At 58.9% G+C, this 24,706-nt stretch carries 21 protein-coding genes; 16 read left to right on the plus strand and 5 right to left on the minus strand.

Translation table 11 applies throughout. The features are described from left to right. Positions 1-9 precede the first annotated feature (9 nt). From HKK53_RS07755 to HKK53_RS07770, 4 genes are all read left to right on the plus strand, one after another. Positions 10-1,236 (plus strand): CaiB/BaiF CoA transferase family protein, encoded by a 1,227-nt coding sequence (locus HKK53_RS07755; RefSeq protein WP_169370309.1) that lies wholly within the window; start codon positions 10-12, stop codon positions 1,234-1,236. After that, positions 1,233-2,015 (plus strand): methylmalonyl-CoA decarboxylase, encoded by a 783-nt coding sequence (gene scpB / locus HKK53_RS07760; RefSeq protein ID WP_169370310.1) that lies wholly within the window; start codon positions 1,233-1,235, stop codon positions 2,013-2,015. Before HKK53_RS07755 ends, scpB begins: the two co-directional genes overlap by 4 nt. A gap of 294 nt (positions 2,016-2,309) precedes the next feature. After that, positions 2,310-4,889, plus strand: coding sequence for a bifunctional diguanylate cyclase/phosphodiesterase (locus HKK53_RS07765; protein ID WP_169370311.1), 2,580 nt, complete (start codon positions 2,310-2,312; stop codon positions 4,887-4,889). 195 nt (positions 4,890-5,084) lie between these two features. Beyond that, a complete protein-coding gene (locus HKK53_RS07770) occupies positions 5,085-5,303 on the plus strand; it encodes a hypothetical protein (RefSeq protein WP_169370312.1) in 219 nt (72 codons plus the stop codon). 59 nt (positions 5,304-5,362) lie between these two features. Here the strand turns inward: HKK53_RS07770 and HKK53_RS07775 are convergent, their stop codons facing one another. Next, positions 5,363-6,007, minus strand: coding sequence for a M24 family metallopeptidase (locus tag HKK53_RS07775; RefSeq protein WP_169374202.1), 645 nt, complete (start codon positions 6,005-6,007; stop codon positions 5,363-5,365). Positions 6,008-6,194: 187 nt separating this feature from the next. On the opposite strand from HKK53_RS07775, the gene HKK53_RS07780 reads away from it, so the two are divergent. Beyond that, on the plus strand, positions 6,195-6,809 hold the full coding sequence (locus HKK53_RS07780; RefSeq protein WP_169370313.1) for a hypothetical protein: 615 nt from the start codon (positions 6,195-6,197) through the stop codon (positions 6,807-6,809). A 571-nt stretch (positions 6,810-7,380) separates the two neighbouring features. On the opposite strand, the gene katG is transcribed toward HKK53_RS07780, so the two are convergent. Together katG and HKK53_RS07790 are read right to left on the minus strand one after the other, a co-directional pair. Continuing rightward, positions 7,381-9,636, minus strand: a complete 2,256-nt coding sequence (gene katG, locus HKK53_RS07785) for a catalase/peroxidase HPI (protein ID WP_169370314.1) — start codon at positions 9,634-9,636, stop codon at positions 7,381-7,383. A gap of 357 nt (positions 9,637-9,993) precedes the next feature. Continuing rightward, complete coding sequence (locus tag HKK53_RS07790; RefSeq protein ID WP_169370315.1) at positions 9,994-11,061, minus strand: NAD(P)-dependent alcohol dehydrogenase; 1,068 nt, start codon at positions 11,059-11,061, stop codon at positions 9,994-9,996. 290 nt (positions 11,062-11,351) lie between these two features. On the opposite strand from HKK53_RS07790, the gene HKK53_RS07795 reads away from it, so the two are divergent. The 3 genes from HKK53_RS07795 to HKK53_RS07805 are packed head-to-tail and all read left to right on the plus strand — an operon-like array spanning position 11,352 to position 12,940. Next, on the plus strand, positions 11,352-12,101 hold the full coding sequence (locus HKK53_RS07795; RefSeq protein WP_169370316.1) for a hypothetical protein: 750 nt from the start codon (positions 11,352-11,354) through the stop codon (positions 12,099-12,101). After that, the gene (locus HKK53_RS07800; RefSeq protein ID WP_169370317.1) at positions 12,098-12,520 is read left to right on the plus strand and encodes a DUF4952 domain-containing protein; all 423 of its coding nucleotides are present in this window, start codon (positions 12,098-12,100) and stop codon (positions 12,518-12,520) included. Before HKK53_RS07795 ends, HKK53_RS07800 begins: the two co-directional genes overlap by 4 nt. A 42-nt stretch (positions 12,521-12,562) precedes the next feature. Further along, complete coding sequence (locus tag HKK53_RS07805; RefSeq protein WP_237150732.1) at positions 12,563-12,940, plus strand: hypothetical protein; 378 nt, start codon at positions 12,563-12,565, stop codon at positions 12,938-12,940. 38 nt (positions 12,941-12,978) lie between these two features. On the opposite strand, the gene HKK53_RS07810 is transcribed toward HKK53_RS07805, so the two are convergent. Next, positions 12,979-13,857 (minus strand): LysR substrate-binding domain-containing protein, encoded by an 879-nt coding sequence (locus tag HKK53_RS07810; RefSeq protein ID WP_169370318.1) that lies wholly within the window; start codon positions 13,855-13,857, stop codon positions 12,979-12,981. 109 nt (positions 13,858-13,966) lie between these two features. Here HKK53_RS07810 and phnD point away from each other — a divergent pair, with 109 nt between their 5' ends. From phnD to exaC, 8 genes are all read left to right on the plus strand, one after another. Next, a complete protein-coding gene (phnD, locus tag HKK53_RS07815) occupies positions 13,967-14,836 on the plus strand; it encodes a phosphonate ABC transporter substrate-binding protein (RefSeq protein WP_169370319.1) in 870 nt (289 codons plus the stop codon). Further along, positions 14,833-15,630: a phosphonate ABC transporter ATP-binding protein gene (gene phnC / locus HKK53_RS07820; RefSeq protein ID WP_169370320.1), complete on the plus strand. Its 798-nt coding sequence runs from the start codon at positions 14,833-14,835 to the stop codon at positions 15,628-15,630. Before phnD ends, phnC begins: the two co-directional genes overlap by 4 nt. 2 nt (positions 15,631-15,632) lie before the next feature. Beyond that, a complete protein-coding gene (gene phnE / locus HKK53_RS07825) occupies positions 15,633-16,451 on the plus strand; it encodes a phosphonate ABC transporter, permease protein PhnE (RefSeq protein ID WP_169370321.1) in 819 nt (272 codons plus the stop codon). A gap of 136 nt (positions 16,452-16,587) precedes the next feature. After that, the gene (gene psrA / locus HKK53_RS07830) at positions 16,588-17,679 is read left to right on the plus strand and encodes an iron-containing alcohol dehydrogenase PsrA (protein WP_169370322.1); all 1,092 of its coding nucleotides are present in this window, start codon (positions 16,588-16,590) and stop codon (positions 17,677-17,679) included. Positions 17,680-17,804: 125 nt separating this feature from the next. Beyond that, complete coding sequence (locus HKK53_RS07835) at positions 17,805-19,100, plus strand: MFS transporter (RefSeq protein ID WP_169370323.1); 1,296 nt, start codon at positions 17,805-17,807, stop codon at positions 19,098-19,100. Between the two features lie 54 nt (positions 19,101-19,154). Beyond that, the gene (locus tag HKK53_RS07840) at positions 19,155-20,027 is read left to right on the plus strand and encodes a LysR substrate-binding domain-containing protein (RefSeq protein WP_169370324.1); all 873 of its coding nucleotides are present in this window, start codon (positions 19,155-19,157) and stop codon (positions 20,025-20,027) included. A gap of 86 nt (positions 20,028-20,113) precedes the next feature. Continuing rightward, positions 20,114-20,941 (plus strand): phosphonoacetaldehyde hydrolase, encoded by an 828-nt coding sequence (phnX, locus tag HKK53_RS07845; RefSeq protein ID WP_169370325.1) that lies wholly within the window; start codon positions 20,114-20,116, stop codon positions 20,939-20,941. Positions 20,942-21,015: 74 nt separating this feature from the next. Then, a complete protein-coding gene (gene exaC, locus HKK53_RS07850) occupies positions 21,016-22,536 on the plus strand; it encodes an acetaldehyde dehydrogenase ExaC (RefSeq protein WP_169370326.1) in 1,521 nt (506 codons plus the stop codon). A 102-nt stretch (positions 22,537-22,638) separates the two neighbouring features. Here exaC and mqo read toward each other — a convergent pair whose 3' ends face one another. Further along, entirely contained in the window at positions 22,639-24,285 is a 1,647-nt protein-coding gene (gene mqo / locus HKK53_RS07855) for a malate dehydrogenase (quinone) (protein WP_169370327.1), read from the minus strand. Positions 24,286-24,706: the final 421 nt, after the last annotated feature.

Consider the following 24,706-nt stretch of genomic DNA (forward strand, 5'->3'; position numbering starts at 1 on the left):
GAGAATCCCATGCAAGCTTTGCAAGGCATCAAGATTGTCGACCTGAGCCGCGCGCTGTCGGGGCCGTTCTGCACCATGGTGCTGGCCGACCTCGGCGCCGACGTGATCAAGATCGAGCCCGGCCCGACCGGCGATATGAGCCGCACCTGGGGCCCGTTCGACCGCGGCGTCAGCACTTATTACCTCTCGTGCAACCGCAACAAACGCGGGATGTGCATCGACTTCCGCCACCCCGAAGGCCTGGCCACGATCCAGCGCCTGATCGATGACGCCGACGTGGTGATCGAGAACTTCAAGCCCGGCACGCTGGAGAGCATGGGCCTCGGTTACGACGTGCTCAGTGCGCGCAATCCACGGCTGATTCTCGGCAGCATCAACGCGTTCGGTACCGACGGGCCGATGAGCCGTTGGCCGGGTTTCGATCAGATCGCCCAAGGCTATTCGGGACTGATGAGCCTCACCGGTTTCGTCGATGGCGATCCGACCCGCACCGGCACCGCGATTGGTGATTTGACCTCGGGCATGTGGCTGGTGACGGCGGTATTGGCCGCCCTGCTGGAGCGCTCGAAGACCGGGCGCGGGCAGCATGTCAGCACCTCGTTGCTGGCCAGTCTGGTCGGGTTGTTGAGTGTGCACGGCCAGCGTTATCTCAGCCTCGGCGATGTGCCGCGCCGCACCGGCAATGCGCATTCAGTGATCGCGCCCTATGGCGTGTTCCAGACCCTGGATGGCCCGCTGAACCTGGCGCCGATCACCTCGGCCATGTGGGGGCGTTTGTGCGTGTTGCTCGACTTGCCGTCGCTGCCGGACGATCCGCGCTTCGCCAGCAATGAGGCCCGGGTCGAGCGCCGTGAAGAGCTGAAGGCGATCCTCGAAAGCCGTCTGAAAACCCGCAGCAAACACGCGTGGACCGAGCTGTTTATCGAAGCCGGCCTGCCCGCCGGGCCGATCAACACCCTCGACGAAGTGTTCGATGATCCGCAGGTGCTGCACAGCCAATTGACCGAAACCGTCACGCATCCGACCCTCGGCGCCGTGCGCCAAGTGGTGACACCGGTGTTCAGCGCCACCGACAGCGCCGCCAGCCGCCCTCCGCCGCTGCTGGGCGAACACACCCTTGAAGTACTGTGCGAGGCGGGTTTCGATGACGCTTCGATCAACGCATTGCTCGCCGCCAACGTGGTGTTCCAGGACACCGACGATTCACCCGCACACGCCACAGGAACTGCCCAATGAACTCGACAGTCACCGTCCACCACGTCGATGAGCGCATCGCCCGACTGGTCTTCAGCAACCCCACCCACCGCAACGCCCTCAGCGCGCAACTGCTGAACGCCCTCGACGAAAGCCTCGTCGCCCTCGCCGCGCAACGCGTTCCCGTGGTGATTCTCGGCGGCGAAGTCGGGCAACCGGTGTGGAGCGCCGGCCACGACATTCGCGAACTGCAACATGACCGCGACCCCATCGCCTACGGCAAACCCCTCGAACAAGTGCTGCGCCGCATCCGCGCCTATCCCGGCGTGGTCATCGCGCTGATCTCAGGTTCGGTGTGGGGCGGCGCGGTGGATCTGGCCATGAGTTGCGACCTGGTGGTGGCCGATCACAGCGCCAGTTTTGCCATGACCCCGGTGAACATCGGCTTGCCCTACACCACCAGCGGCTTGCTGCGGTTCTTCAATAATTTGCCGATTCATGTGCTCAAGGAAATGTTCTTCACCGCGCAGAAACTCGATGCGCAGCGGGCCGAGCGCTTCGGCGTGATTAATCGACTGGTCGAGAGCGATGCACTGGAAGCCACGGCGCTGGAATTGGCCCAAGGCATCGCTGCCAAAGCGCCGCTGGCGGTGGCCGCAGTTAAGGAGCAACTGCGGATTCTTGAGGACCTGCAACCGCTGCCCGTGCAGGCGATGGAGCAGATTGCCGAGTTACGGCGGCAGGCGTGTGAGAGCACCGATTTTGGCGAAGGGCTGGCGGCGTTTGCCGAACGCAGGGGGGCGGTGTTTAGCGGGCAGTGATCGGGCGCTGGGAGGTGTGGTGTCTGGGCGGGCCTCTTCGCGGGCAGCCTTGCTCCTACAGGGTTTCGCGGTGTTCGAAAATTTCGCGGCCCCGTAGGAGCAAGGCTTGCCCGCGAAGAGGCCGGCACAAACCCCGCACATCCCAAAGATGGCCCCAACGTTCTGTCCCACGCTGCCTATACTCACGCCCATAGATTCATCACCGACCGTCGCCGATGACTGGATCGCTGGCCAGCCTGAACCGTGCAACGTCCAGGCTGACCAGACGCCGTGACATGGATCAAGGACGAGTCAATGGACGTTTCCGCCTATGCAGCCTCGGCCCCCTCCCGCCAAAGCTCGGTGACTTGGCGCCTGGCATTGGCCATGGGCCTTCTGTTTATCATTGGCGTCTGCATAGTGGTGGTTGCGCTATTCAGCATCGCCACCGGCCTCGACACAGAAGACATCGACGAGACACGGTTCTACACCGCCCGCGCGTTGGAAAACCGCATCACCGCATCAAAAAACTACATCACCAGTTATGCCTACTGGACGTCGGCGTACGAGCATATGAACGGTGAAGTCGACACCGATTGGGCGTACATCGAGCAGAACATAGGCAAAACGCTGTTCACCAACGATGGGTACGAAGGCGTGTTCGTACTTGATCGCGGGCACACCAAATACGCCGTAATTCGGGGCGAGATGGTCCAGGCGGATTTTTCCAGTTACGTGACAGCGTCGTCCGCGACGCTGATTGAACAGGTTCAGAGCCAGGAAGACCTGACCAAACCGGTGAGCCTGTACACGATGTTCGAGGGCTGGCCCGCCTTGTTGACGGCCGAGGCGATCATGCCAAATGACGCACGGCCGATTGATGATCCGAAAACCACCTCCGTCATGGTGTTCGTCGACCAACTGACCACGGCCAAACTGCACACACTGGGCAGCAGTTATGGCCTGGAAAATCTGAACCTGGCCCCCGATGCCACCTTCAGAAAAAACCAGCCGCAAGTCCCGCTTGAAAGCACCGGCTACAGCCTGATTGCCCAACTCGATGAGCCGGGGAAGCACTTGTTGTGGTCGTTGTTGCCAACCCTGGGCGGGACGTTGGTGGTGCTGATGTTGCTCACTGCGTATTTCTTCCGGTATGCGATGCGTTCCTCGCGCTACGTCGACAGCAGTTATGAGGTGTTGCAAGCCTCCCACCGGGCACTGGAAAGCGCCAATCACGCGTTGGAGGCCAGCGAAGAACGCTTTCGCGCGGTGGCCGAAGCCGCGTCGGACTGGATCTGGGAAATCGATCAACACCAATACATCACCTACCTGTCCGGACGCTTCAGCGCCGTGACCGGCTTCTCCGATCAGCAGTGGCTGGGGCAAAACATCGAACAACTGCTGTATTGCGACACCACGCCGCTGGCCCTCTGGCTGAACAAACTGACCGAGGAAGCCAGTGTCAGCGACCTGCGTTGCACCTATCGCGATCAAACCGGCCAACAACGCTACTGCCGGGTGTCCGCCCGACCGATCCTCGACGACCAGCGGGTCATCGGCTACCGGGGTACAGCCAGCGACATCACCGACGAAGTTGCCGCCCACGCGCAAATCCAGCACCTGTCGATGCACGACGCGCTGACCGGATTGCCCAACCGCAACAAACTCGCGCGCTACCTGGAAGATGCCTTGCAGCTCAAGGAACACTCGGCGCCGCTGACGTTATTGATGCTCGACCTGGATAACTTCAAACCGATCAACGATTCACTCGGCCATCCCGCCGGCGATGCGGTGTTGCAGGAGGTCGGCGTGCGCTTGCGCGAGTGCACCCGCGACCATGACATCGTCGCCCGGCTGGGCGGTGATGAGTTTGTCGTGGTGGTCCTCGGCATGAATAGCCACAGCGAGATCGACAAGTTCTGCACCCGCCTGATCGAGAGCCTGCACCGGCCCATCCCCTATGAACACCATATGCTGCACATCGGCGCCAGCCTGGGCGTTGCCCTCAGCCGTCGCCAGGGTTACGTGCCCAGCGAGTTGATCCGCTGCGCCGATATTGCCCTGTACAAGGCCAAATCCGACGGTAAAAACACCTGGTGCTACTTCGAAGCGCACATGAGCGACCAGATCCAGCATCGTCGCCAACTGGAAGACGATCTGCGGCAAGCGGTGCTGAATAATCAGTTTGTGCTGCACTACCAGCCGCGCTACAAAGTGGACGGCAAGGAAATCGTCTCAGTGGAAGCGCTGGTCCGCTGGCAGCATCCGACGCAAGGCCTGCTCGGCCCGGACCTGTTCATCCCGTTGGCCGAGCAAACCGACCTGATCGTGCCGCTGGGCCGCTGGGTGCTGCGCGAAGCCTGTGAAACCGCCCTGACCTGGCCGGACGACATCCTGCTGTCGGTCAACCTGTCTCCCGCACAATTCGCCCGCAGCGACGTGGTGGAGGACGTGCGCGAAGTGCTGGTCGAGACCCGCTTCCCGGCCAGCCGCCTGGAACTGGAAATCACCGAAAACGTCATGCTCAACGACATCGACGGCGCCCTCACCACCATGAACGCCCTCAAGGAATTGGGCGTGCGTTTGAACATGGACGACTTCGGCACCGGCTATTCCTCGCTGGGCTATTTGCGGGCCTACCCGTTCGACGGGATCAAGATCGATAAACGCTTCATCGCCTCGATGAGCAGCGGCGGCAACGACCGCGCGGTGGTCCAGGCCATCATCAGCCTGGGCAAAGCCATGGGCCTGACCGTGACCGCTGAAGGGGTCGAAACAGCGGAACAACTGAAAATACTCGGCGCCGATCAATGTCACGAAGTGCAAGGGTTCTACATGAGCCGCCCGGTTGATAAGGTGGCGTTCAGCAAACTCCTGAGCAAATCCCGCGCCTGACAACTCCACTCCCTCTGCAGGAGCAAGGCTCGCCCGCGAAGAGGCCCAGGAAACCCGCGCATGTTGAAGACCTCATCGAAGCTGCAAACCATCAATCGGCCACGGTCCATGGATTACCGTGAGCGTGAACGGTAGAAATCTCGAACTCCCGTGATGTCAGTGCCTCCAATGTTTAGGCCCACAGAGGTACGCGATATGAACAACGAATCGAAAACCCCACCAAACGCCCCGCCCACCGATACTTCTGGCAAACCCGTCAATGTGGTTGAGCGGGATCTTGAGGATGAGGACAGCGATACCCGAGGCGTGGATGAAACCATTACGCCCTCCTCGACCCGGGCTAAAGAGCAGGATGCCGAGGAACTGCAGCGCAAAATTGACGAGATTGAACGGAAAGTGGCGGACGGTAACTAGATCGAACGCCTACCTGTGGCGAGGGAGCTTGCTTCCTCGCCACAGGGCCATGTTTAGCCTTAAAGCTCAGTCGCGCGGCCATCGTTGTCGAAGAAATAGATATTTTCATGCTTGAACCCCCAGACGCCGCCCCTCTGACGGATATGAGGTTCAAAGGTAAAACAGCTCACGTCCCCAAGACGCCGGTCATTCCCGGCCTCTATATACAACCGGTCATCCCGTCGCCCGCAGATGCTATGCCCGACATTCCCGCTGAAATCGAGGTTCTCGAACCCTGCCGTCATGATCGACTCATTGGCAAACTCATAGAGCTCATGAAACGTCGTCTGCGGCTGGGCAAATTGGCACATCCGCTCGTGTAACTGGCGCTCTACCTCATAACCCCTACCGAACTCATTGCCAATGGGCACGGCCCGGCACACACCACCCTCCACATAAAACGAGCGCGCACAGTCGCCCCAGACATCGCCCGATATGGGGCTTAAGTCGACGGTTATTAAATTATGGGGGCCAACCGCCTCATCACTCGGCCGGTAGTCTCGGCCTGACACCGAGAGCACACTTCGGGATCCGAGCAGCACAAAGGCCGGACAGTCGTAATACCAGGTGTCGGGATAGCCGGCCTGGGCCAACGCCTGGGACGAAAATCGGGCAATGGAGGCTTCTGTGGACGTGGCTGTTATGTGTTTGACGAGTTGCTGCAGACAGCTTTTGCAGCGGTCTGGACGGGTAAGTTCGCGGGTGTTGGCATGTAAGGCGTCGCTCCCTCGCCACAGAGACTCTAGGGTATTTGAGATTAAGCGTCGTACCTGTCATAAGTCTGCATCGCAATGAACACAACACTCAAGAACGGCCAAGTCTAATGTAAAACCCAAGGATCGAAGGTAGTCAGTGAGTCTTTTCAGTCGTTTCAAAGCTCTCGCAAGGCAAGCCCCCAAAGAACAGGTCGTAGGGTATTCACCAGACGAATTGAAGGTCGTGTTTACCGCGCCTTTGGCACGTCTTCCGGCTGACTCTCCGCCAGCGGTTTCGCTGGAGAACATTGGCGTCCCGGCCTATTACTCTTCGTTTTTAATCGACAAGGAAGATGCCGAGCATTTTTGGGCGCTGGTGGAATCAGCATTCCGCTACGAGACGGAAAAACCGTTCAACGATGTCCTCGTCAAGCAATACGCGAACACCGAAAAAAATCACCACCTGATCTGTTTCACATCCGACGAAGCCTTCCATTCCACCACCGTACGGCTGGTGACGAACAGTGTCGATTTCCTCGACAGCGTTCATCGTGAACGTTTCGCTGTTCCGCCGCCGTGGGTGGCGTTCGAGGGGTACAACCCGGCGTGGTGGGGCGGCGCGATGCAAGGGGCGAACGGGTGCTACAACGACAGCTACTTCCTGCCGTTTTTTACCGGTTTGAACGCAGCCGAAAAAAACGCCTATTACGTGAGGTACGGCGCTACTGACGCGTGGATCAGCAGCCTGGAATTGATGTACGGCGACGAGTAACACGAAATCCGCCCACAAAAATGCCCGCTCACCGTCACCGGTTCAGCGGGCTTTTTGTTCTCACACCGGAGAGATTGTGGCCAAGGCACCAATCAAGACGGTCAGCACCAGAAACCCACCCAGGAAAAACGCCATCTTAGCCATAAGGCCTCCTACCACTTGAGTTTGCGGCGCAACAGGCGCAGTGAAGTGCGTTCACTTCAGGCGGCCGGGCCGGTGAGGCATTGTGGGACTGTGGCTGATCTCGTTACAGATGCAGGTGGCGCGAGAAAATACGGATCAGATGGTTGGGAGGCGTATCGCGGCTCATCAGAGGAAGCCCGAATGCGAGCCAAGTCTATGACGATACGCGAACTTTGTAGCAGCTGGCGAAGCCTGCGTTCGGCTGCGAAGCAGTCGTAAACCTGAGCACGCGGTCTTCCTGAAAAACCGCGCTGGCTGATTTCACGACTGCTTCGCAGCCGAACGCAGGCTTCGCCAGCTGCTACAGGTCGGGTTATGGCTTGCCCCACTGGCAGGTAAAAAAACCCGCTGACCGTGACCGGTTCAGCGGGCTTATTGGTTGCTTACATCACTTCAGGTCGAACCGATCCAGGTTCATGACCTTGACCCACGCGGCCACAAAGTCTTTAACGAACCGCTCCTTCGCATCACTGCTGGCATACACCTCCGCCAGCGCGCGCAACTGCGCATTCGAGCCAAAGACCAAATCAACCCGCGTCGCCGTCCACTTCACTGCGCCGGTTTTGCGGTCCCGTCCTTCGAACTCTTCCTGCGCTTCCGACGTTGGTTTCCACTCCACGCCCATGTCCAGCAGGTTGGTGAAGAAGTCGTTGGTCAACGCTTCTGGCCGGTCGGTGAAGACGCCGTGTTTGGTTTGGCCGACATTGGTGTTGAGCACGCGCAGGCCGCCGATCAGCGCGGTCATTTCGGGCGCGGTGAGGGTCAGCAGTTGCGCCTTGTCGATCAGCAACGCCTCGGCCGGCACGCTGTAGCGGGTTTTCAGGTAGTTGCGGAAGCCATCGGCGATGGGTTCGAGGAAGCCGAACGATTCCACGTCCGTTTGCTCTTGCGAGGCGTCCATCCGCCCCGGCGTGAACGGCACGGTTACGTTGTGGCCGGCATTTTTCGCGGCTTGTTCGACGCCCACGCTGCCGGCCAGCACGATCAGGTCGGCCAGGGAAATTTTCTTGCCGCCACTGTTGAACTCGTTCTGGATGCTTTCGAGTTTCGCCAGCACGCTCGCCAACTGCCCAGGCTGGTTGGCTTGCCAGGACTTCTGCGGTTCCAGGCGCAGGCGTCCGCCGTTGGCGCCGCCGCGTTTGTCGGAGCCACGGAAGGTGGACGCCGCCGCCCAAGCCGTCGACACCAGTTGCGAGACGCTCAGCCCCAAGGCCTGGAGTTTGCCCTTGAGTGCCGCGATGTCGCTGTCGTTGACCACTTCATGGTCCAGCGCCGGGATCGGGTCTTGCCAAAGCAATTCTTCGCCGGGCATTTCCGGGCCGAGGTAGCGCGAGAGCGGCCCCATGTCGCGATGGATCAATTTGTACCAGGCGCGCGCGAAGGCGTCGGCGAGCTGGTCGGGATTGGCCAGGAAGCGCCGGGAGATCGGTTCATAGATCGGGTCGAAACGCAGCGCCAGGTCCGAGGTCAGCATGGTCGGATTACGCCGTTTCGCCGGATCGAACGCATCCGGAATAATCCCGGCGCCAGCGCCGTTTTTCGGCGTCCACTGGTGCGCACCGGCCGGGCTTTTGGTCAGTTCCCACTCGAAACCGAACAGGTTTTCCAGGTAGTTGTTGCTCCACTTCGTCGGCGTGGTGGTCCAGGTCACTTCCAGGCCACTGGTGATGGTGTCGGGGCCTTTGCCGGTGCCGAAGCTGTTCTTCCAGCCCAGGCCCTGTTGTTCGAGGCCAGCCGCTTCGGGCTCAGCCCCGACGTTGTCGGCAGGCCCGGCGCCGTGGGTTTTGCCGAAGGCGTGGCCGCCGGCGATCAGCGCCACGGTTTCTTCGTCATTCATGGCCATGCGGCCGAAGGTTTCGCGGATGTCGATGGCGGATTTGACCGGGTCCGGCTCGCCTTCCGGACCTTCAGGGTTGACGTAGATCAGGCCCATTTGCACAGCGGCCAAGGGGTTTTCCAGGTTGCGTCCGTGGTCGGTACGGCTGTCCTCATTTCTTCCGGGCTCGGCCACGAGTGGCACATCGCCGGGCGCTTGCACCGGTTTTTGCCCTTTGTCGTAGCGGGTGTCGCCACCCAGCCATTTGTTTTCGGAGCCCCAGTACACGTCCTCGTCCGGTTCCCAGACGTCAGCGCGGCCACCAGAATACCCAAAGGTCTTGAAGCCCATCGACTCCAGCGCCACGTTGCCGGTGAGGACAATCAGGTCGGCCCAGGAAATGTTTTGCCCATATTTTTGCTTGATCGGCCACAGCAGCCGGCGCGCCTTGTCGAGGCTGACGTTGTCCGGCCAACTGTTGAGCGGCGCAAAACGCTGCTGACCGGAACCCGCCCCGCCCCGTCCGTCACCGGTACGGTAGGTGCCGGCGGCATGCCAGGCCATGCGGATAAAAAACGGTCCGTAATGTCCAAAGTCCGCCGGCCACCAGTCTTGCGAGTCGGTCATCAGCGCATTCAGATCCGCCTTCACCGCCGCGAAATCAAGTTTCTTGAACGCATCGGCGTAGTTGAAGCCCTCGTCCAGGGGATCGGACAGGGACGAGTGCTGGTGCAGGATCTTCAGGTTCAGTTGATTCGGCCACCAGTCGCGGTTCGTCGTGCCACCGCCAGCGGCGTGATTGAACGGGCATTTCGATTCAGTTGCCATGTAATAGCTACCTTTGGTCGTGTTCATCCAGCTACCCGGCCCGACCTGGGCCTGCAATAGCAATGAGCGAAATCAAAGACATAGGCTGCTGGGCCTGGCAGTTCGATCAACTGCTCTGTGTGGCCACACGGGAACTCAGGGGTTTGGCGACGATCCGCCAGCACACGGGCCCACGGCAAGCCTGTGACTCTTTCTTATCTCGTTATCAGGTATTAATCGGCCAGCGTACGCCAGCGCAACGGTAAGACTAGACCGTCTGGGGAGGACTGCTAATAGCGGCAGTGTTAGGGCGTGATAGGGAGAATCTTTTGCGGGGTAGCTGAAGTGCCCCTCAGGTCAGGCCCGAGGGGCGATTCATCAAGCAGCGTTGGCTTCTTTCTTCAGGCTGTTCATATCAATCACAAAGCGATATTTCACATCGCCCTTGAGCATGCGCTCATAGGCTTCGTTGATGTCCTGAATGTTGATCATCTCGATGTCCGAGACAATCCCGTGTTTGGCGCAGAAATCCAGCATGTCCTGGGTTTCCTGAATCCCGCCAATCAACGAACCGGCCAGGCTGCGGCGCTTGAAGATCAGGTTGAACACCGAAGGCGACGGGTGCGGACTGTCCGGCGCGCCGACCAGCGTCATCGTGCCGTCGCGCTTGAGCAGATTGAGGAACGCGTCCAGATCATGGGGTGCAGCGACGGTGTTGAGGATGAAGTCCAGGGTATTGGCAAACTTGGCCATTTCATCCGGGTTCTTCGACACCACCACTTCATCGGCGCCCAGGCGCAGGCCGTCCTCACGCTTGTTCGGCGACGTGGTAAACAGCACCACATGCGCGCCCATGGCATGGGCGATCTTCACCGCCATGTGCCCGAGGCCACCGAGGCCGACCACGCCGACTTTCTGGCCGGGCCCGACCTTCCAGTGGTGCAACGGCGAATACGTGGTGATGCCGGCACACAGCAGCGGCGCGACGGCGGCCAGGTTGGTGTCGTCGTGGGAAATGCGCAGGACGAACTTCTCCTTGACCACGATATTGTCCGAGTAGCCACCAAAGGTGTTCTCGCCGCCAAACACCGGGCCGTTGTACGTGCCGGTGAAGCCGTTCTCGCAATATTGCTCGTCGCCTTCGGCGCACGACGCACAGTGCTGGCAGCTGTCGACCATGCAGCCAACGCCGGCCAGATCGCCCACCTTGAACTTGCTGACATTCGCGCCAACGGCGGTCACCCGACCGACAATTTCATGGCCCGGCACCGAGGGGTACAAGGTGTTTTGCCACTCGTTGCGTGCGGTGTGCAAGTCGGAGTGGCAGACGCCGCAATAGAGGATATCGATCTGCACATCATCGGCACCAGGCGCACGGCGTTCGAAGGTGAAGGGCTTGAGCGAGTCCTTGGAACCCTGCGCGGCGTAGCTGTAAGTCTTGGTCATTACGATCGCCTTTTGAGTCGGATGTTGAATATCAGAGGAGGAGCGTAGGTGCTGAATCGTTCAAGTGGATGACAGTGGCGACCCATTGATCGCCGAACGCCCAGAAACCCTGGCGGCTGCGTTGCACCGCGTTGCCCACAGGATAAGACCGGCGCAGGCACGACCGATGACCCCATCCTGCTGATTTATTGCCTAATCCCGCCGAACTCGACAAAAGTAATGGCAAATTAGTAGCATGCACGTCCAACGGAACAACACCCGGGTTGCTTCCCGATCACGGACGAACATCGATGAACAAAAGTGCTTACCTTTGCCTGGCCTTCATGATGGTGGTGGGCGGCCTGAGTTTTTTTCTGCCACGTGAAGCCGCGTTGGGCTCCCTCGCGCTGATCGCGCTGTTCTCCTTCGGCTACTTCGTCTTCTACCTGATCAGGCACAACCTGCACCACGGCATCATCAAAAGCCTGCTGCTCTCAATACTCGTCATGGCCATCGGCATCATTCCTGTGCTCGGCTGGATCGTGATCATCGGCTTCGTCATCTACAACATCTCCAAAGCCCTGGAAGGTTTGAAAAGCCTGCTCCCGGATGTGCTTGCCAGCCTGGTGATCTACGCCCTGCTGTGCGCACGCCTGGCCTTCGACCTCCGCGACCCCATGGCCATCACAGCGCTGGCCGGCGCCTACCTGATCGCGTCGGTGCTCTACTGCCGCAGCCTCAACGGCTACTCCACCGAACATGCGCTGTTCAAGATGAGCGTCATGTGGCTGTCCATCCCCTTCGCCGCCCTCACCATCATCTCCATCGTATCGGCCCTGGGAAACCTGTTCCGCACCGTCAGCTCCACCATCACCCGCACCGTCATCTCGCCACAAATGGTCTCGGCGCATATGCGTGGGGGCGTGGCGATTGATGCGTATACGCGCAACATCACCACCAGCGTGACGAGCACCGTGACCAGCCTGGCGCCGGGCGCAGGGGTGATCACGGCGGGGGTGACAGGGGATTTGGCGCAGAAAGTGAAGACGGAGAAGGCGTGAACAGATTAATTCGCGGACTGCTTTTACTCGCCCTGTGCACGCTGTCGAGCTGGGCAAGCGCGGCAACCGGCTGCGAGGATTTTCTGGCGAAGATGAGTGACAAACCTGCCTTTGTAGAATTTCTACAATGCACTCAAGCCACGGACCGACAGGGGAAACCCTTCGTTGCCCAGTACCGCATAACGGGTGCTGACGCGCTCAAGGCCGAGCGGTACATGACCCAACGCTTTGGCCTGCCCCCACTCAAGTTTTACTGCTGCGTCTGGGACTCCATGCCCTATTTTTATCGCGATAAAAAAACAGATCTCGGGTATAGCTTCGTCATGGCTTCTGAGGAAACACCCATCAACCAACGTGAATCGTGGCCTGATATAAAGTTCTTCTACATCAACGTGTCGCTCGACACCGAAGAGATTTAATCGCCCGATGATTCGATGCGTCCAAGGCAGGCAAACGCAATCATGAAAAACCGTGTCACGCCCTCGGTGCTGTTTGCCTTAACGCTCTTAGTAATGTGCGACTCCGTACACGCCGCCGCATGGCAAATTTGCGGTCTGGAGTTGCTGGTTACCGATGTATTGAAACAACCCTCTCCACAGCTACAGGCCCGAATCCTGAAAGTCAGCCCGGTATCAAACACCGTGGAATGCCCTGAAGTTGGGGCGACTGTCACCTTCATTCCGGAAAAACCCGATTACCAAAACCCGCTGCCACGCCGACAGTGGCCTAAAAAGGGACAGTCGGTGCGGGTTGACTATCGGTATCTGGATGGGGTGTGTAAGGGCGATGGGAATAGTTATGCGTGTCGGATTGAGCATTATCCAATAGGGGGTCAATAAAGGAGTCGGCGAAAAGCGGACGTTCAATACTCGGCAAACTAATGTGAGCTGTTCACCTCCGCCGAAAGAACCACATCAAAAAACGATGTGATCAGTCGACTGGAGCGACGCTCAGCCAAGCAATAAAGAAAGGTTTCGGTGTAGAGCGGATCCCCTTCGATGCGGATCGTGCGAATACGCGGATCGGCGATGAACTCCGCTTCAGATACCACCCCCAGCCCGATCCCACGCACGACGGCTTCACGCAGTGCCTCGCGACTGCCGATTTCCATGGCGATGCGCGGCACAACTTGCGCCGCCATCAAGGCCTGTTCCAGGACCAGACGAGTTGTGGAACCGGGCTCTCGTTGCAACAGCCGCTGCCCCTCCAACTCCTCAAGTCGTACTGAATCGCGTTCTGCGAAAGGATGCTCATGGTGGGCAAACAGGATGATGGCGTGACGTGCGTAATGCACGGCGCAGAGTCCTGGATCATCGTGCCGTCCGGCAAGTACCGCGATATCCGTCACGTAACTCTCAAGATCAGCCAGCACCTGCGCCGAATTGCCAACCCGTATCGAAACATCGATGCGAGGATGCTGCTGAAGGTAGTTGTCGACCATCTCGATTACATGGAAAGGCCCCACCGCCCCTAGCTTGAGCTGACCACTGTCAAGCCGGCCGGAGTCTCGCAGCAGGTTGTGCGCGTCCAGATCCAGCGCAGCCATTGCCTGAGCAATTGGCAGTAATTGCCGGCCGACATCGGACAACTCAATGCGCCGCCCGCGACGGTGGAACAGCTCTAGATTGTATTGCCGCTCCATGCTCTGGACTTGTGTGGTGAGCGTAGGTTGGCTGAGCCCAAGTGCCCGCGCGCCGGCACTGAAACTACCGTGACGTGCCACGGCGAGGAAGGCACGCATCTTGGCGGTCGACATCCATAGACTCCATCAATACTTAGCTGCGAAAACCTATATTGAATTGATCGTATGACTGTCACGTGACATTTCTAGCCTGAGGCCACTCCCACCAACTGCCTGGAATGCCATGAATAATTTCTCCAGATTCTTGCGTATCGCCGCTATTGCCTGCCTCTCGATAAGCGCGGTCTGCCAAGCGGGAGCGAACGAAAAATTGAGAATTGGCCTGATCCCGTCGGAAGACTCCCAAGCGATGATCGAGTCGAGCAAGCAAGTGCTCAGCAGCCTTGAGGCCAAACTGGGCATGCCAGTCGAACCCTTTGTCGCCACGGACTACAACGGCATCATCGAAGCACTGCGTGCAGGCAAACTGGACGTGGCCTACCTCGGCCCTTTCTCCTATGTTCTGGCAACGTCGGTCGCAGACGTTGAAGCGTTCGCGGTTGCCGTCACCAAAAAAACGGGGCAGAGCGCCTACAAGAGCTTGATCCTTGCTCGCAAGGACAGCGGCATTCACGAATTGTCAGATCTCAAGAATCACACCTTCGCGTTTGTCGACCCCAGCTCTGCTTCTGGTCATCTGTTCCCCAAAGCTGGACTGGAGCAGGCTGGTTTTGATCCCGCAACATTGTTTTCGCGGGTAATTTTCTCCGGTTCCCATGACGCAAGCATCCTCGCGGTAGCCAACCGGAAGGTGGATGCAGCCGCAGTCGCCGACCGCATTCTGACCAACGCCGTCGCCAGAGGACTGGTCAAGCAGGATGAATTCCAAGTGGTGTGGAGTTCTCGTCCGATCCCGGAGTCTCCGATGGTCTGGCGGCAAAACCTCGACCCGGCACTCAAGCAAAAAGTCGCTGCTGCCCTGGCTTCGATCAAGGATGTGCCTTGGGGTGACCAGGGCCAACTGGATGGCTTTCAGCCCACTACCGATGCTGCTTACGACGTCGTGCGCGAAACCGCCAAGGTGCTCGATCTCGATTTGCGGAGGCTCAAATGATCAGCATCCGCCAACTGACCAAGCACTACGGATCAAACCCGGTTTTACGTGGGATCGACCTGGAGGTGGCAGCGGGAGAATTCGTGGTGGTGCTGGGCCAGTCCGGTGCGGGTAAATCTACTTTGCTGCGTTGTATCAACCGACTTGTCCAAGCCGATTCAGGGACGCTCTCAGTGGCAGGTATTGACGCACTGGCCTGCCGCGACACCAGCGTTCTGCGACGTCAGGCGGCGATGATCTTTCAGCACCACAACGTCGTGCCACGTCTCAGCGTACTGAAGAATGTACTCACCGGATGCTTGGGCGCTGTATCAACGCTCACCTCGATCATGCAGTTGTTTCGGCGCGAGGACGTGGCGTTGGCCATGCAGTGCCTGGAGCGCGTCGAGCTGGCGCATAAAGCCCGCGAACGGACCGATTCGCTCTCCGGGGGGCAGATGCAACGCGTGGGCATCGCACGTGCCCTGGCGCAACGCCCAAAAGTGATTCTGGCGGACGAACCGGTAGCCAGTCTCGACCCAAAGACTGCGCGCCTGGTGCTGCAATATTTGCGCGACGCCACGCGGGAGCTGGGTATCACGGTGTTGTGCAACCTGCATCAGGTTGATTACGCCCGAGAGTTTGGAGACCGGATCGTAGGCCTGGCCCACGGAAAACTTGTGTATGACGGTACCGCTTCCAGCATGACCGAAGACGACTTGCAGCGCATATACCCCGGCCAGACAACGGACGCCCAAGGTACCACTGCGAGCGCGGGCGAGCGGGTGACCCCTTGCGCGCAACTGAGGGTTTGAGCATGAAACAGCAACGTTATCTGTGGACGGTGGGCCTGCCTCGCGGACCGCGTGGTTGGCTGTCCACTGGCGCAATCGTGCTGGCGGTCATTCTGACTCTGCACTGGAGTGCCACGGGAGCGCAATTAAGCGTGGGCGAACTCGCGGCAGGGTTGCCACAAATTGGTGATTTCCTTGCACGCACCGTCCCACCCGACCTGAGCATTCTTCCTCGACTGCTGGCGCCCGCCGTGGAGACTCTGCAAATTGCCATTTGGGGCACATTGCTCGGCGTGTTGATGGCCATTCCGCTGTCATTTCTCGCGGCCCGCAACCTGAGCCAAAACCGGTTGGTCTTCCACGCGACCCGGCAATTTCTTAATTTCACTCGCAGCATAAATGAACTGATTCTTGCCCTGATATTTGTCTCGGCGGTAGGCCTTGGGCCCTTCCCCGGCGTGCTGGCGCTGGCGTTGCATGGCCTGGGCATGCTTGGAAAATTCTTTGCCGAGAGTATCGAGGAGATCGACCAAGGCCCGATTGAAGCGCTCCAGGCTACCGGCGCACGGCCCTTGCAGGTCATCGTTTTTGGGGTACTGCCGCAGGTCATCACTGCCTGGATTGCAGTGGTCCTCTACCGCTTCGAAGTCAATTTACGCTCGGCGACCGTACTCGGCATGGTGGGTGCCGGTGGGCTTGGTTTTGAGCTGGTGAGCAGCCTGAAACTGTTCAAGTATCAGGAGACTGCCACCTGCATCATCGTCATCACGCTCATGGTGATCGTCGCTGACGCGGTGTCGGGTCGATTGCGCAACGCGATCCAGCGTGGCGTTCACAACTAAACACGCCTCTAGCAAGCACTCACATTGAATCAAGTATCGGTTCAGCCGATTAATGCCTGCGAACTATCGATTTGAGCTGTTGATGAAGCGCCCCGAGTATGGGGCCACTTCCAACAACAAAAACAAAGGACCCGCCATGATTGCCCGATTCCACAATCCCGTTGATACACGATTCGGCTGGGGCAGCCTGCTTGAGCTTGCCAACATCACTGAAAACCAAAAAGTCGCCCTTGTGACCTTTCCCGAGGCGCGTGGGCTGGGTTTGGTTGATCGCATTCAAGACCTGCTGGGCGACCGTCTGGTGTATGTGATTGAAGATGTCCAGCCTAATCCTGACGTGGCCCAGCTACGTGAGACCTATGAACGATTCTGGCAGCAAGCCGGCGAATGCCAGGCGGTCATCGCAGTGGGTGGCGGCAGTGCCATCGATACCGCCAAGGCGTTGATCGTGGGGACTGAATCGGGGCATTTTGATGAATTGCTCGCGTTGCTGGCAACCGGCAAACCCTTCGTCCCGGCGCGCAGCAAAATACTGATCGCGGCGCCCACCACGGCAGGTACCGGCAGCGAGGTGACGCCTTGGGCGACGATCTGGGATTCGGCCAACCACAAAAAATACTCGCTGCACCTTGAATGCACCTGGCCCAAAGTCGCCATTGTGGACCCGGAGCTGATGCTGACCGTTCCTGGCGGCGTCACCGTCTCTACAGGACTGGATGCCTTGTCTCATGCGCTGGAGTCGGTCTGGAACATCAACGCCAATCCGGTTTCGGACACCTTCGCCATCTCCGCCATTGCGGACATCCTGGAGTGCCTGCCGCTGCTGCATCGTGATCTCTCCAACAAGGAACTGCGTTCGCGCATGGCATTGGCCGCCCTCAAGGCCGGATTGGCGTTTTCCAACACCAAAACCGCCCTTGCCCATTCCATATCTTACGAGATGACACTGCACTACGGCCTGCCGCATGGCATAGCCTGCTCCTTTACATTGCCGCGGGTGCTGGGACTGGCCTGGGGTCACGACGCAGTGCGCGACCGTACCCTTCAACGAATTTTCGGCAACGACCTGGACAAAGCTCAGGATCAGTTGCGTGAATTCCTGCATAGCCTGGGCGTGAAAACGGAATTTTCCGACTATGGCGTAACGGCGGAGCAAGCCGAGCAAATGATTCTTTTCGCCATGCAGGGCGCAAGGGGCAAAAACTTTATCGGCTCTCAAGCTGCGTAGCCCTGCCAACACCCGACAAGCACTGTCAGCGGCATGACGAGCCGCGACGATTTCCTGCTGCCCTCACAAAAGAGTGCATCCGCCGGCGCCAACTGGTGAGAGCGAACAATAATAAGGAAAAGATCATGAATCGTGCCCAAACCATGCCTGCTCTGGCCGTACACACCGCCTCATTCCGAGTCGCTCAATGGCGCATGTTGCTGGCAGCGATGTTCTGTTATTTGTTTTTCTACACCGGTCGGCAAACCTTCGGTTTCGCCATTCCGGGCATCCAGGCCGAATTCGGTTTTACCAAGGAACACCTCGGATGGGCATCGGCCGCCATGCTTTGGGCTTATGCCATCGGCCAGGCCATCAACGGTAACCTTGCCGATAAATACGGCGGTCGCCGCATTATGACCGCCGGTGCGGTGTTGTCCTGCGCCGCCAACTGGGTGACCAGCTTCGCCGGCAATTTTGCCGCACTGATCCTGCCCTGGGGCATCAACGGTTATTTCCAGGCGTTGGGGTGGGCGCCGGGCAGTCGGCTGATCTCCAACTGGTGGAGTGCCGGCGAGCGCGGCAAGGTCTATGGCTTATACGTGTTCGCCGCCGGTTGCGCCTCGGTCCTCTCTTACGTGACTTCGATCGTGGTGCTTGAGGTGATGCATCTGGAGTGGCGCTGGATCTTTCGGTTGCCCGTGCTGCTGATGCTGGCGGGCGGGATAATCTTCTACCTGGTGGCGCGGGAACGCCCACAGGATATGGGCTTCGAGCCGCTCGCAGACACCGGTGTAGCGAACGCCGATGACAAAAATCACGAAGTGGCCCATGGCGAAGTCGAGACCTCTGCGCAACGCTATAAAGCCGTCCTGAAAAACTTTCGTTTGATCATTGCCGCCGTGTCCCTGGGTTTCCAGAACGCCGCTCGCTATGGCCTGATCGTCTGGGTACCTGTTCACTTTCTGGGTGCCAACTGGAAGAGCGGCGACAGCATGATCGATCCAAAGTGGATCACTGTTGCCCTGCCGGTAGGCATGGCTATCGGCGCGCTGAGTAATGGCTGGATTTCGGACAAACTGTTCGGTTCCAAACGCTACCTGGCAATCATGCTCTACATGGTGCTCGGTGCCGCCACCAGCCTGTGGATGTGGACGCTTGCGCCACACAGCGCCACTGGTCTTATCGCGTTATTCCTCTGCGGGTTCTTTGTTTACGGCCCTGCGTCGAGTTTCTGGGCGCTCTGCCCTGACCTGGTCGGAGCAAAACGTGCTGGCACGGCAACCGGCGTCATGAACTTTTCGTCCTATCTGTTTGCGGGCCTGGCGGAACCGCTGATCGGCAGTATGCTCGACAGTACCGGCAATACGTCGTTGATCTTCCTTGTGGTCACTACCGCGTGCCTTTGCAGCGCGGTGGTTGCGCTGTTCATCAGGCGCTGAGTACAAGGTTTAGAGGCTTGAATCATAGGTTGCGGCTCAGGAACAGGATCTTCTATGTACCAGTACCACAAGTGGCTTCGATCTTTTCATGCGGTAGCGAAGACTGGCAGTTTCACCCTCGCTGCCGAGTACCTGAGCGTCGGCCAACCGACGGTCAGTGAGCAGGTCAACGCGCTGGAAAAGAAGTTTTCCGTAGAACTGTTCCATCGTCGCGGCCGCTTTATCGAAATGAGTTCGGCAGGACACAAGCTTTATGCGATCACCCAGGGCCTGTTCGGCCAAGAGGATGAAGCCGTGCAACTTTTGAAAAGCTTCAAGCAGCGCAAGATAGGTATGTTGCGCTTGGGGGCGGTTTCCCCGCCCATTGCGATGAACCTGACGTACGAATTGATGCAGCGGCACCCGGACATCGAACTCGAGACCTCGTTTTCCCCTGAAAAGGAGACGCTGGACAGGCTCTTCAATTTCGACATTGATGTGGCGATTCTGGCGCTGTCCGAATTTGACCAGCGTTTTGATACGCAACTTTACCGGCGCTATCCGATCATTGCCGTTGTGCGCGAAGACCATCCCTGGGCAAGTCAAAAAGAGGTACACGTCGAGCAGATCAGCAACGAGAGGTGGGTGCTTCGGGAAAAAAGTTCACGCACTCGCCAGTTGGTGGAGGAAAGCTGCAAGCGCCTCGACGTCTCGCTGAACTGTGTGATGCAGTTGAACAGCCGGGAAGCCATTGTTCATGCCATCGCCAAGGGCATCGGCATAGGTTTTGTCGCTGCCGTCGAATACGCCGAAACCCCAGGTACAAAACCGATCACGTTTGTAAATCACCCGTTTTCCATCGACTACCACTTGTGCTGCCTCGGTATTCGCAGAAACCGGCCGATGATCGCGGAGTTGTTCGACGCTAGTTCAACGCCTGTCATCTGATTCTGTAGCGCACTTTAACAATCGATAACCCTACTTCTCACTGGTGAGAGGGACGGTCTTCCCCTACCCAAAAGTGGAGATTCACCATGCATTACAAACAACCTGCTCAACTGCAAGCCGTGGTCCTGGACTGGGCAGGCACCGTCGTAGATTTCGGTTCATTCGCACCTACGCAAATTTTTGTCGAGGCCTTTGCCGAGTTTGGCGTAGCGGTTTCTCTGGAGGAAGCGCGCGGCCCCATGGGGATGGGTAAGTGGGACCACATCCGCACGTTATGCAACCAGCCACAGATCGCCGAACGGTACCGTGCGGTGTTTGATCGCTTACCGACCGATGAAGACGTCACAGCGCTTTATGAGCGTTTCATGCCGCTGCAAATCGAGAAGATTGCCCTGCACTCGGCGCTGATTCCTGGCGCCTTGAACGCCATCGATGCGCTGCGCGACCAGGGTTTGAAAATCGGGTCCTGTTCGGGTTATCCGGCTGTCGTCATGGAAAAAGTGGTGGAACTGGCGCGCCACAATGGCTACGTCGCCGACCACGTGGTAGCAACCGACGAAGTGCCCAATGGCCGCCCACACCCGGCCCAGGCTCTGGCTAACGTGATCGCCTTGGGCATCAGCGACGTCGCCGCTTGCGTCAAGGTCGACGACACCTGGCCCGGCATCCTCGAAGGCCGCAGTGCCGGCATGTGGACAGTCGCGCTGACGTGCTCCGGCAACGCGCTGGGTTTGACCTACGAACAGTACCAGGCGCTGCCCTCCGACAAACTGGCCGAAGAGCGCGCCCGCATCATCAAGATGTTCGAAGGCTCTCGTCCGCACTACCTGATCGACACCATCGTCGAATTGCCGGCAGTCATCGAAGACATCAATGCCCGCCTGGCGCGCGGTGAAACCCCTCAAGGTTCCTGAACCCACTCGGCCACTGAAGTGACAGTGGCCGTCACCCGGACGGCCACCACCAAAAACAACAAGAGAGACTCGTCATGATCTACGCCCATCCTGGCGCCCCCGGCGCCCTCGTGACCTTCAAGCACCGCTACGGTAACTACATCGGCGGCGAGTTCGTCGCGCCTGTCAAAGGTCAGTACTTCACCAATACCTCGCCAGTGAATGGCCAACCGATTGCCGAATTCCCGCGTTCCACCGCCGAAGACATCGACAAAGCCCTGGACGCGGCCCACGCGGCGGCCGATGCCTGGGGCGCCACGTCCGCCCAGGCGCGCTCGCTGGTGCTGCTGAAAATCGCCGACCGCATCGAGCAGAACCTGGAACTGCTGGCGATCACCGAATCCTGGGACAACGGTAAAGCCGTTCGCGAAACCCTCAACGCCGACATCCCGCTGGCGGCGGATCACTTCCGCTACTTCGCCGGTTGCATCCGCGCCCAGGAAGGCAGCGCCGCCGAGATCGACGGCAACACCGTGGCTTATCACATTCATGAACCGCTGGGCGTGGTCGGGCAGATCATTCCGTGGAACTTCCCGATCCTGATGGCCGCGTGGAAACTCGCCCCGGCTTTGGCCGCCGGTAACTGCGTGGTGCTCAAGCCTGCCGAGCAAACCCCGCTGGGCATCACCGTGCTGATGGAATTGATCGGCGACCTGCTGCCACCCGGCGTGCTGAACGTGGTGCAAGGGTTCGGCAAAGAAGCCGGCGAAGCCCTCGCCACCAGCAAACGCATCGCCAAGATCGCCTTCACCGGCTCGACTCCGGTTGGCTCGCACATCATGAAATGCGCCGCCGAAAACATCATTCCGTCCACCGTGGAGCTGGGTGGCAAGTCGCCGAACATCTTCTTCGCCGACATCATGCAAGCCGAAGAAACCTTCATCGAGAAAGCTGCTGAAGGCCTGGTGCTGGCGTTCTTCAACCAGGGCGAAGTCTGCACCTGCCCGTCTCGTGCACTGGTTCAAGAATCGATCTACGACGACTTCATGAAAGTCGTGATGAAAAAAGTCCTGTCGATCAAACGTGGCGACCCGCTGGACACCGACACCATGGTCGGCGCCCAGGCATCCGAACAGCAATTCGACAAAATCCTTTCGTACCTGGAAATCGCCAAGGGCGAAGGCGCCGAGCTGCTGACCGGCGGCAAGGTGGAAAAACTCGAGGGCAACCTGGCGACCGGGTATTACATCCAGCCGACCCTGCTCAAGGGCACCAACAAAATGCGCGTGTTCCAGGAAGAAATCTTTGGCCCGGTGGTGAGCATCACCACGTTCAAGGACGAAGCCGAAGCCCTGGCCATCGCCAACGACACCGAGTTCGGCCTGGGCGCCGGCCTCTGGACCCGCGACATCAACCGCGCCTACCGCATGGGCCGCGCCATCAAGGCCGGTCGTGTGTGGACCAACTGCTACCACCTGTACCCGGCGCATGCCGCGTTCGGTGGTTACAAAAAGTCCGGCGTCGGGCGTGAAACCCACAAGATGATGCTCGATCACTATCAGCAGACCAAAAACCTGCTGGTGAGCTACGACATCAATCCGTTGGGCTTCTTCTAGAACAGAAGATGCGACAGGCTAGCTACGCCTCTCTCAAATCCCGCCCACAAAAAAGCCCACTAACCGTCACCGGTCCAGTGGGCTTTTCGATTCAGCTTCTACTTACAAAGCCATATCACTTGCAGCATTAGCCTTCGGAGCCTTCGCAGGTTCAGCCGGTGCAGCAGTCGGAGCCGCAACCTGAGGAATCACTGGCGGCGGAGTCAACTGCAACACCTTCGCCGTATAAGCCCACTCCTCAGCAACCTTCTCAGGGCTACCGTTCAACTGAGTGCCATAGCTCGGCACGATCTGGTGCAGCTTCTCTTGCCAGGCCGGGGAAGCAACCTGATCCTTGAACACTTTCTGCAGCACGGTCAGCATGATCGGCGCAGCAGTCGATGCACCTGGCGATGCGCCCAGCAGGCCAGCAATGGTGCCGTCAGCGGAAGCAACAATCTCGGTACCCAGTTTCAGCACGCCACCAGCCGCTTCATCACGCTTGATGATTTGCACGCGTTGGCCGGCTTGCCACAGGCGCCAGTCTTCGGCTTTGGCGTTCGGGAAGTATTCTTTCAGGGCGTTCATGCGGTCTTCGTCGGACAGCATGAGTTGGCCGGCAAGGTACTCGACCAGCGGGTATTCCTTGATGCCGACTTTGGTCATCGGCCAGATGTTGTGGGTGGTGGTGCTGGTCAGCAGGTCCAGGTACGAGCCTTCCTTCAGGAACTTGGTGCTGAAGGTCGCGAATGGGCCAAACAGGATGACGCGTTTGCCGTCCAGGACACGGGTGTCGAGGTGCGGAACGGACATTGGCGGTGCGCCGACGGAAGCTTTGCCGTAGGCCTTGGCCAGGTGTTGCTCGGCAATGGTCGGGTTTTCGGTCACGAGGAACGAGCCGCCGACCGGGAAGCCTGCGTATTCCTTGGCTTCAGGAATGCCGGACTTCTGCAGCAGGTGCAGTGCACCGCCGCCCGCGCCGATGAAGACGAACTTGGCGTCGGTTTCGGATTCGGTGCCGTCTTTCAGGTTTTTGTAGCTGACGCGCCAGGTGCCGTCTTCGTTCTTGGTGATGTCCTGTACTTCGCTGGACAGTTTCAAGTCGAACTTAGGCGTGGTTTGCAGGTGCGCAACAAACTGGCGGGTGATTTCGCCGAAGTTAACGTCGGTGCCGATCGGGGTCCAGGTGGCCGCGACTTTCTGGTTCGGGTCACGCCCTTCCATCATCAGCGGAACCCACTTCTTGATCACAGCCGGGTCTTCGGAGTACTGCATGCCGGCGAACAGCGGGCTCGCTTGCAGGGCTTCGTAGCGTTTTTTCAGGAACTTGATGTTGTCATCGCCCCACACGAAGCTCATGTGCGGAGTGGAGTTGATGAACGAACGCGGGTTCTTCAGGACGCCTTGCTGAACCTGCCACGACCAGAACTGGCGGGAGATCTGGAAAGCTTCGTTGATTTCAACGGCTTTCGGGATCGACACTTTGCCGTTTTCGTCTTCCGGGGTGTAGTTCAGCTCAGCGAGGGCGGAGTGACCGGTACCGGCGTTGTTCCAGCCGTTGGAGCTTTCCAGGGCGACGCCGTCGAGGCGCTCGACCATTTCCATCGACAGGTCCGGTTGCAGCTCGTTGAGCCACACGCCCAGGGTCGCGCTCATGATGCCGCCGCCAATGAGCAGCACATCGACTTTCTTTGCCTCTTCCGCGTGAACGGACGTGATCCCCATCGACAAAGCCAGCCCCAGCAGGGCCGTGTTGAGTTTTTTAAGCATCTGTAGCACCTATGATAAAACGCCATCCGCCCTTCCATCCCAACCGCGAAGGCCCCTGGTTCACGCCATGCAGGCAGCATGTCGCGGGTTCCCGCACATCAGGATTGGAGGGTGGGCACACAAGGCCGACGTGTCCATCGACCTCAGTTTATATGTCCCTACTGAACTGACTTCTTATCATTATTGGCTTCAGCTACTTGAGCGACATTGATCCTGTTTGCACGCCTCAAGGGCGCGCGAACTGAATTGGTCAAAGCAAGATGGGGCGAAGAATATCACGACATGGCAAACCCGCGCGTCTGTTCGCGACTTGGTGGTCGGGGTCTGTGTCTGGATGTATCGGCGGAGGTTGGTAAAACGTGGCATTCCTGAGGCTGACGATACCGCGCGCATCACCGAATTCGCTACAAACGGCACCAGA

It is taken from the genome of Pseudomonas sp. ADAK7 (assembly GCF_012935675.1).
GTDB lineage: Bacteria > Pseudomonadota > Gammaproteobacteria > Pseudomonadales > Pseudomonadaceae > Aquipseudomonas.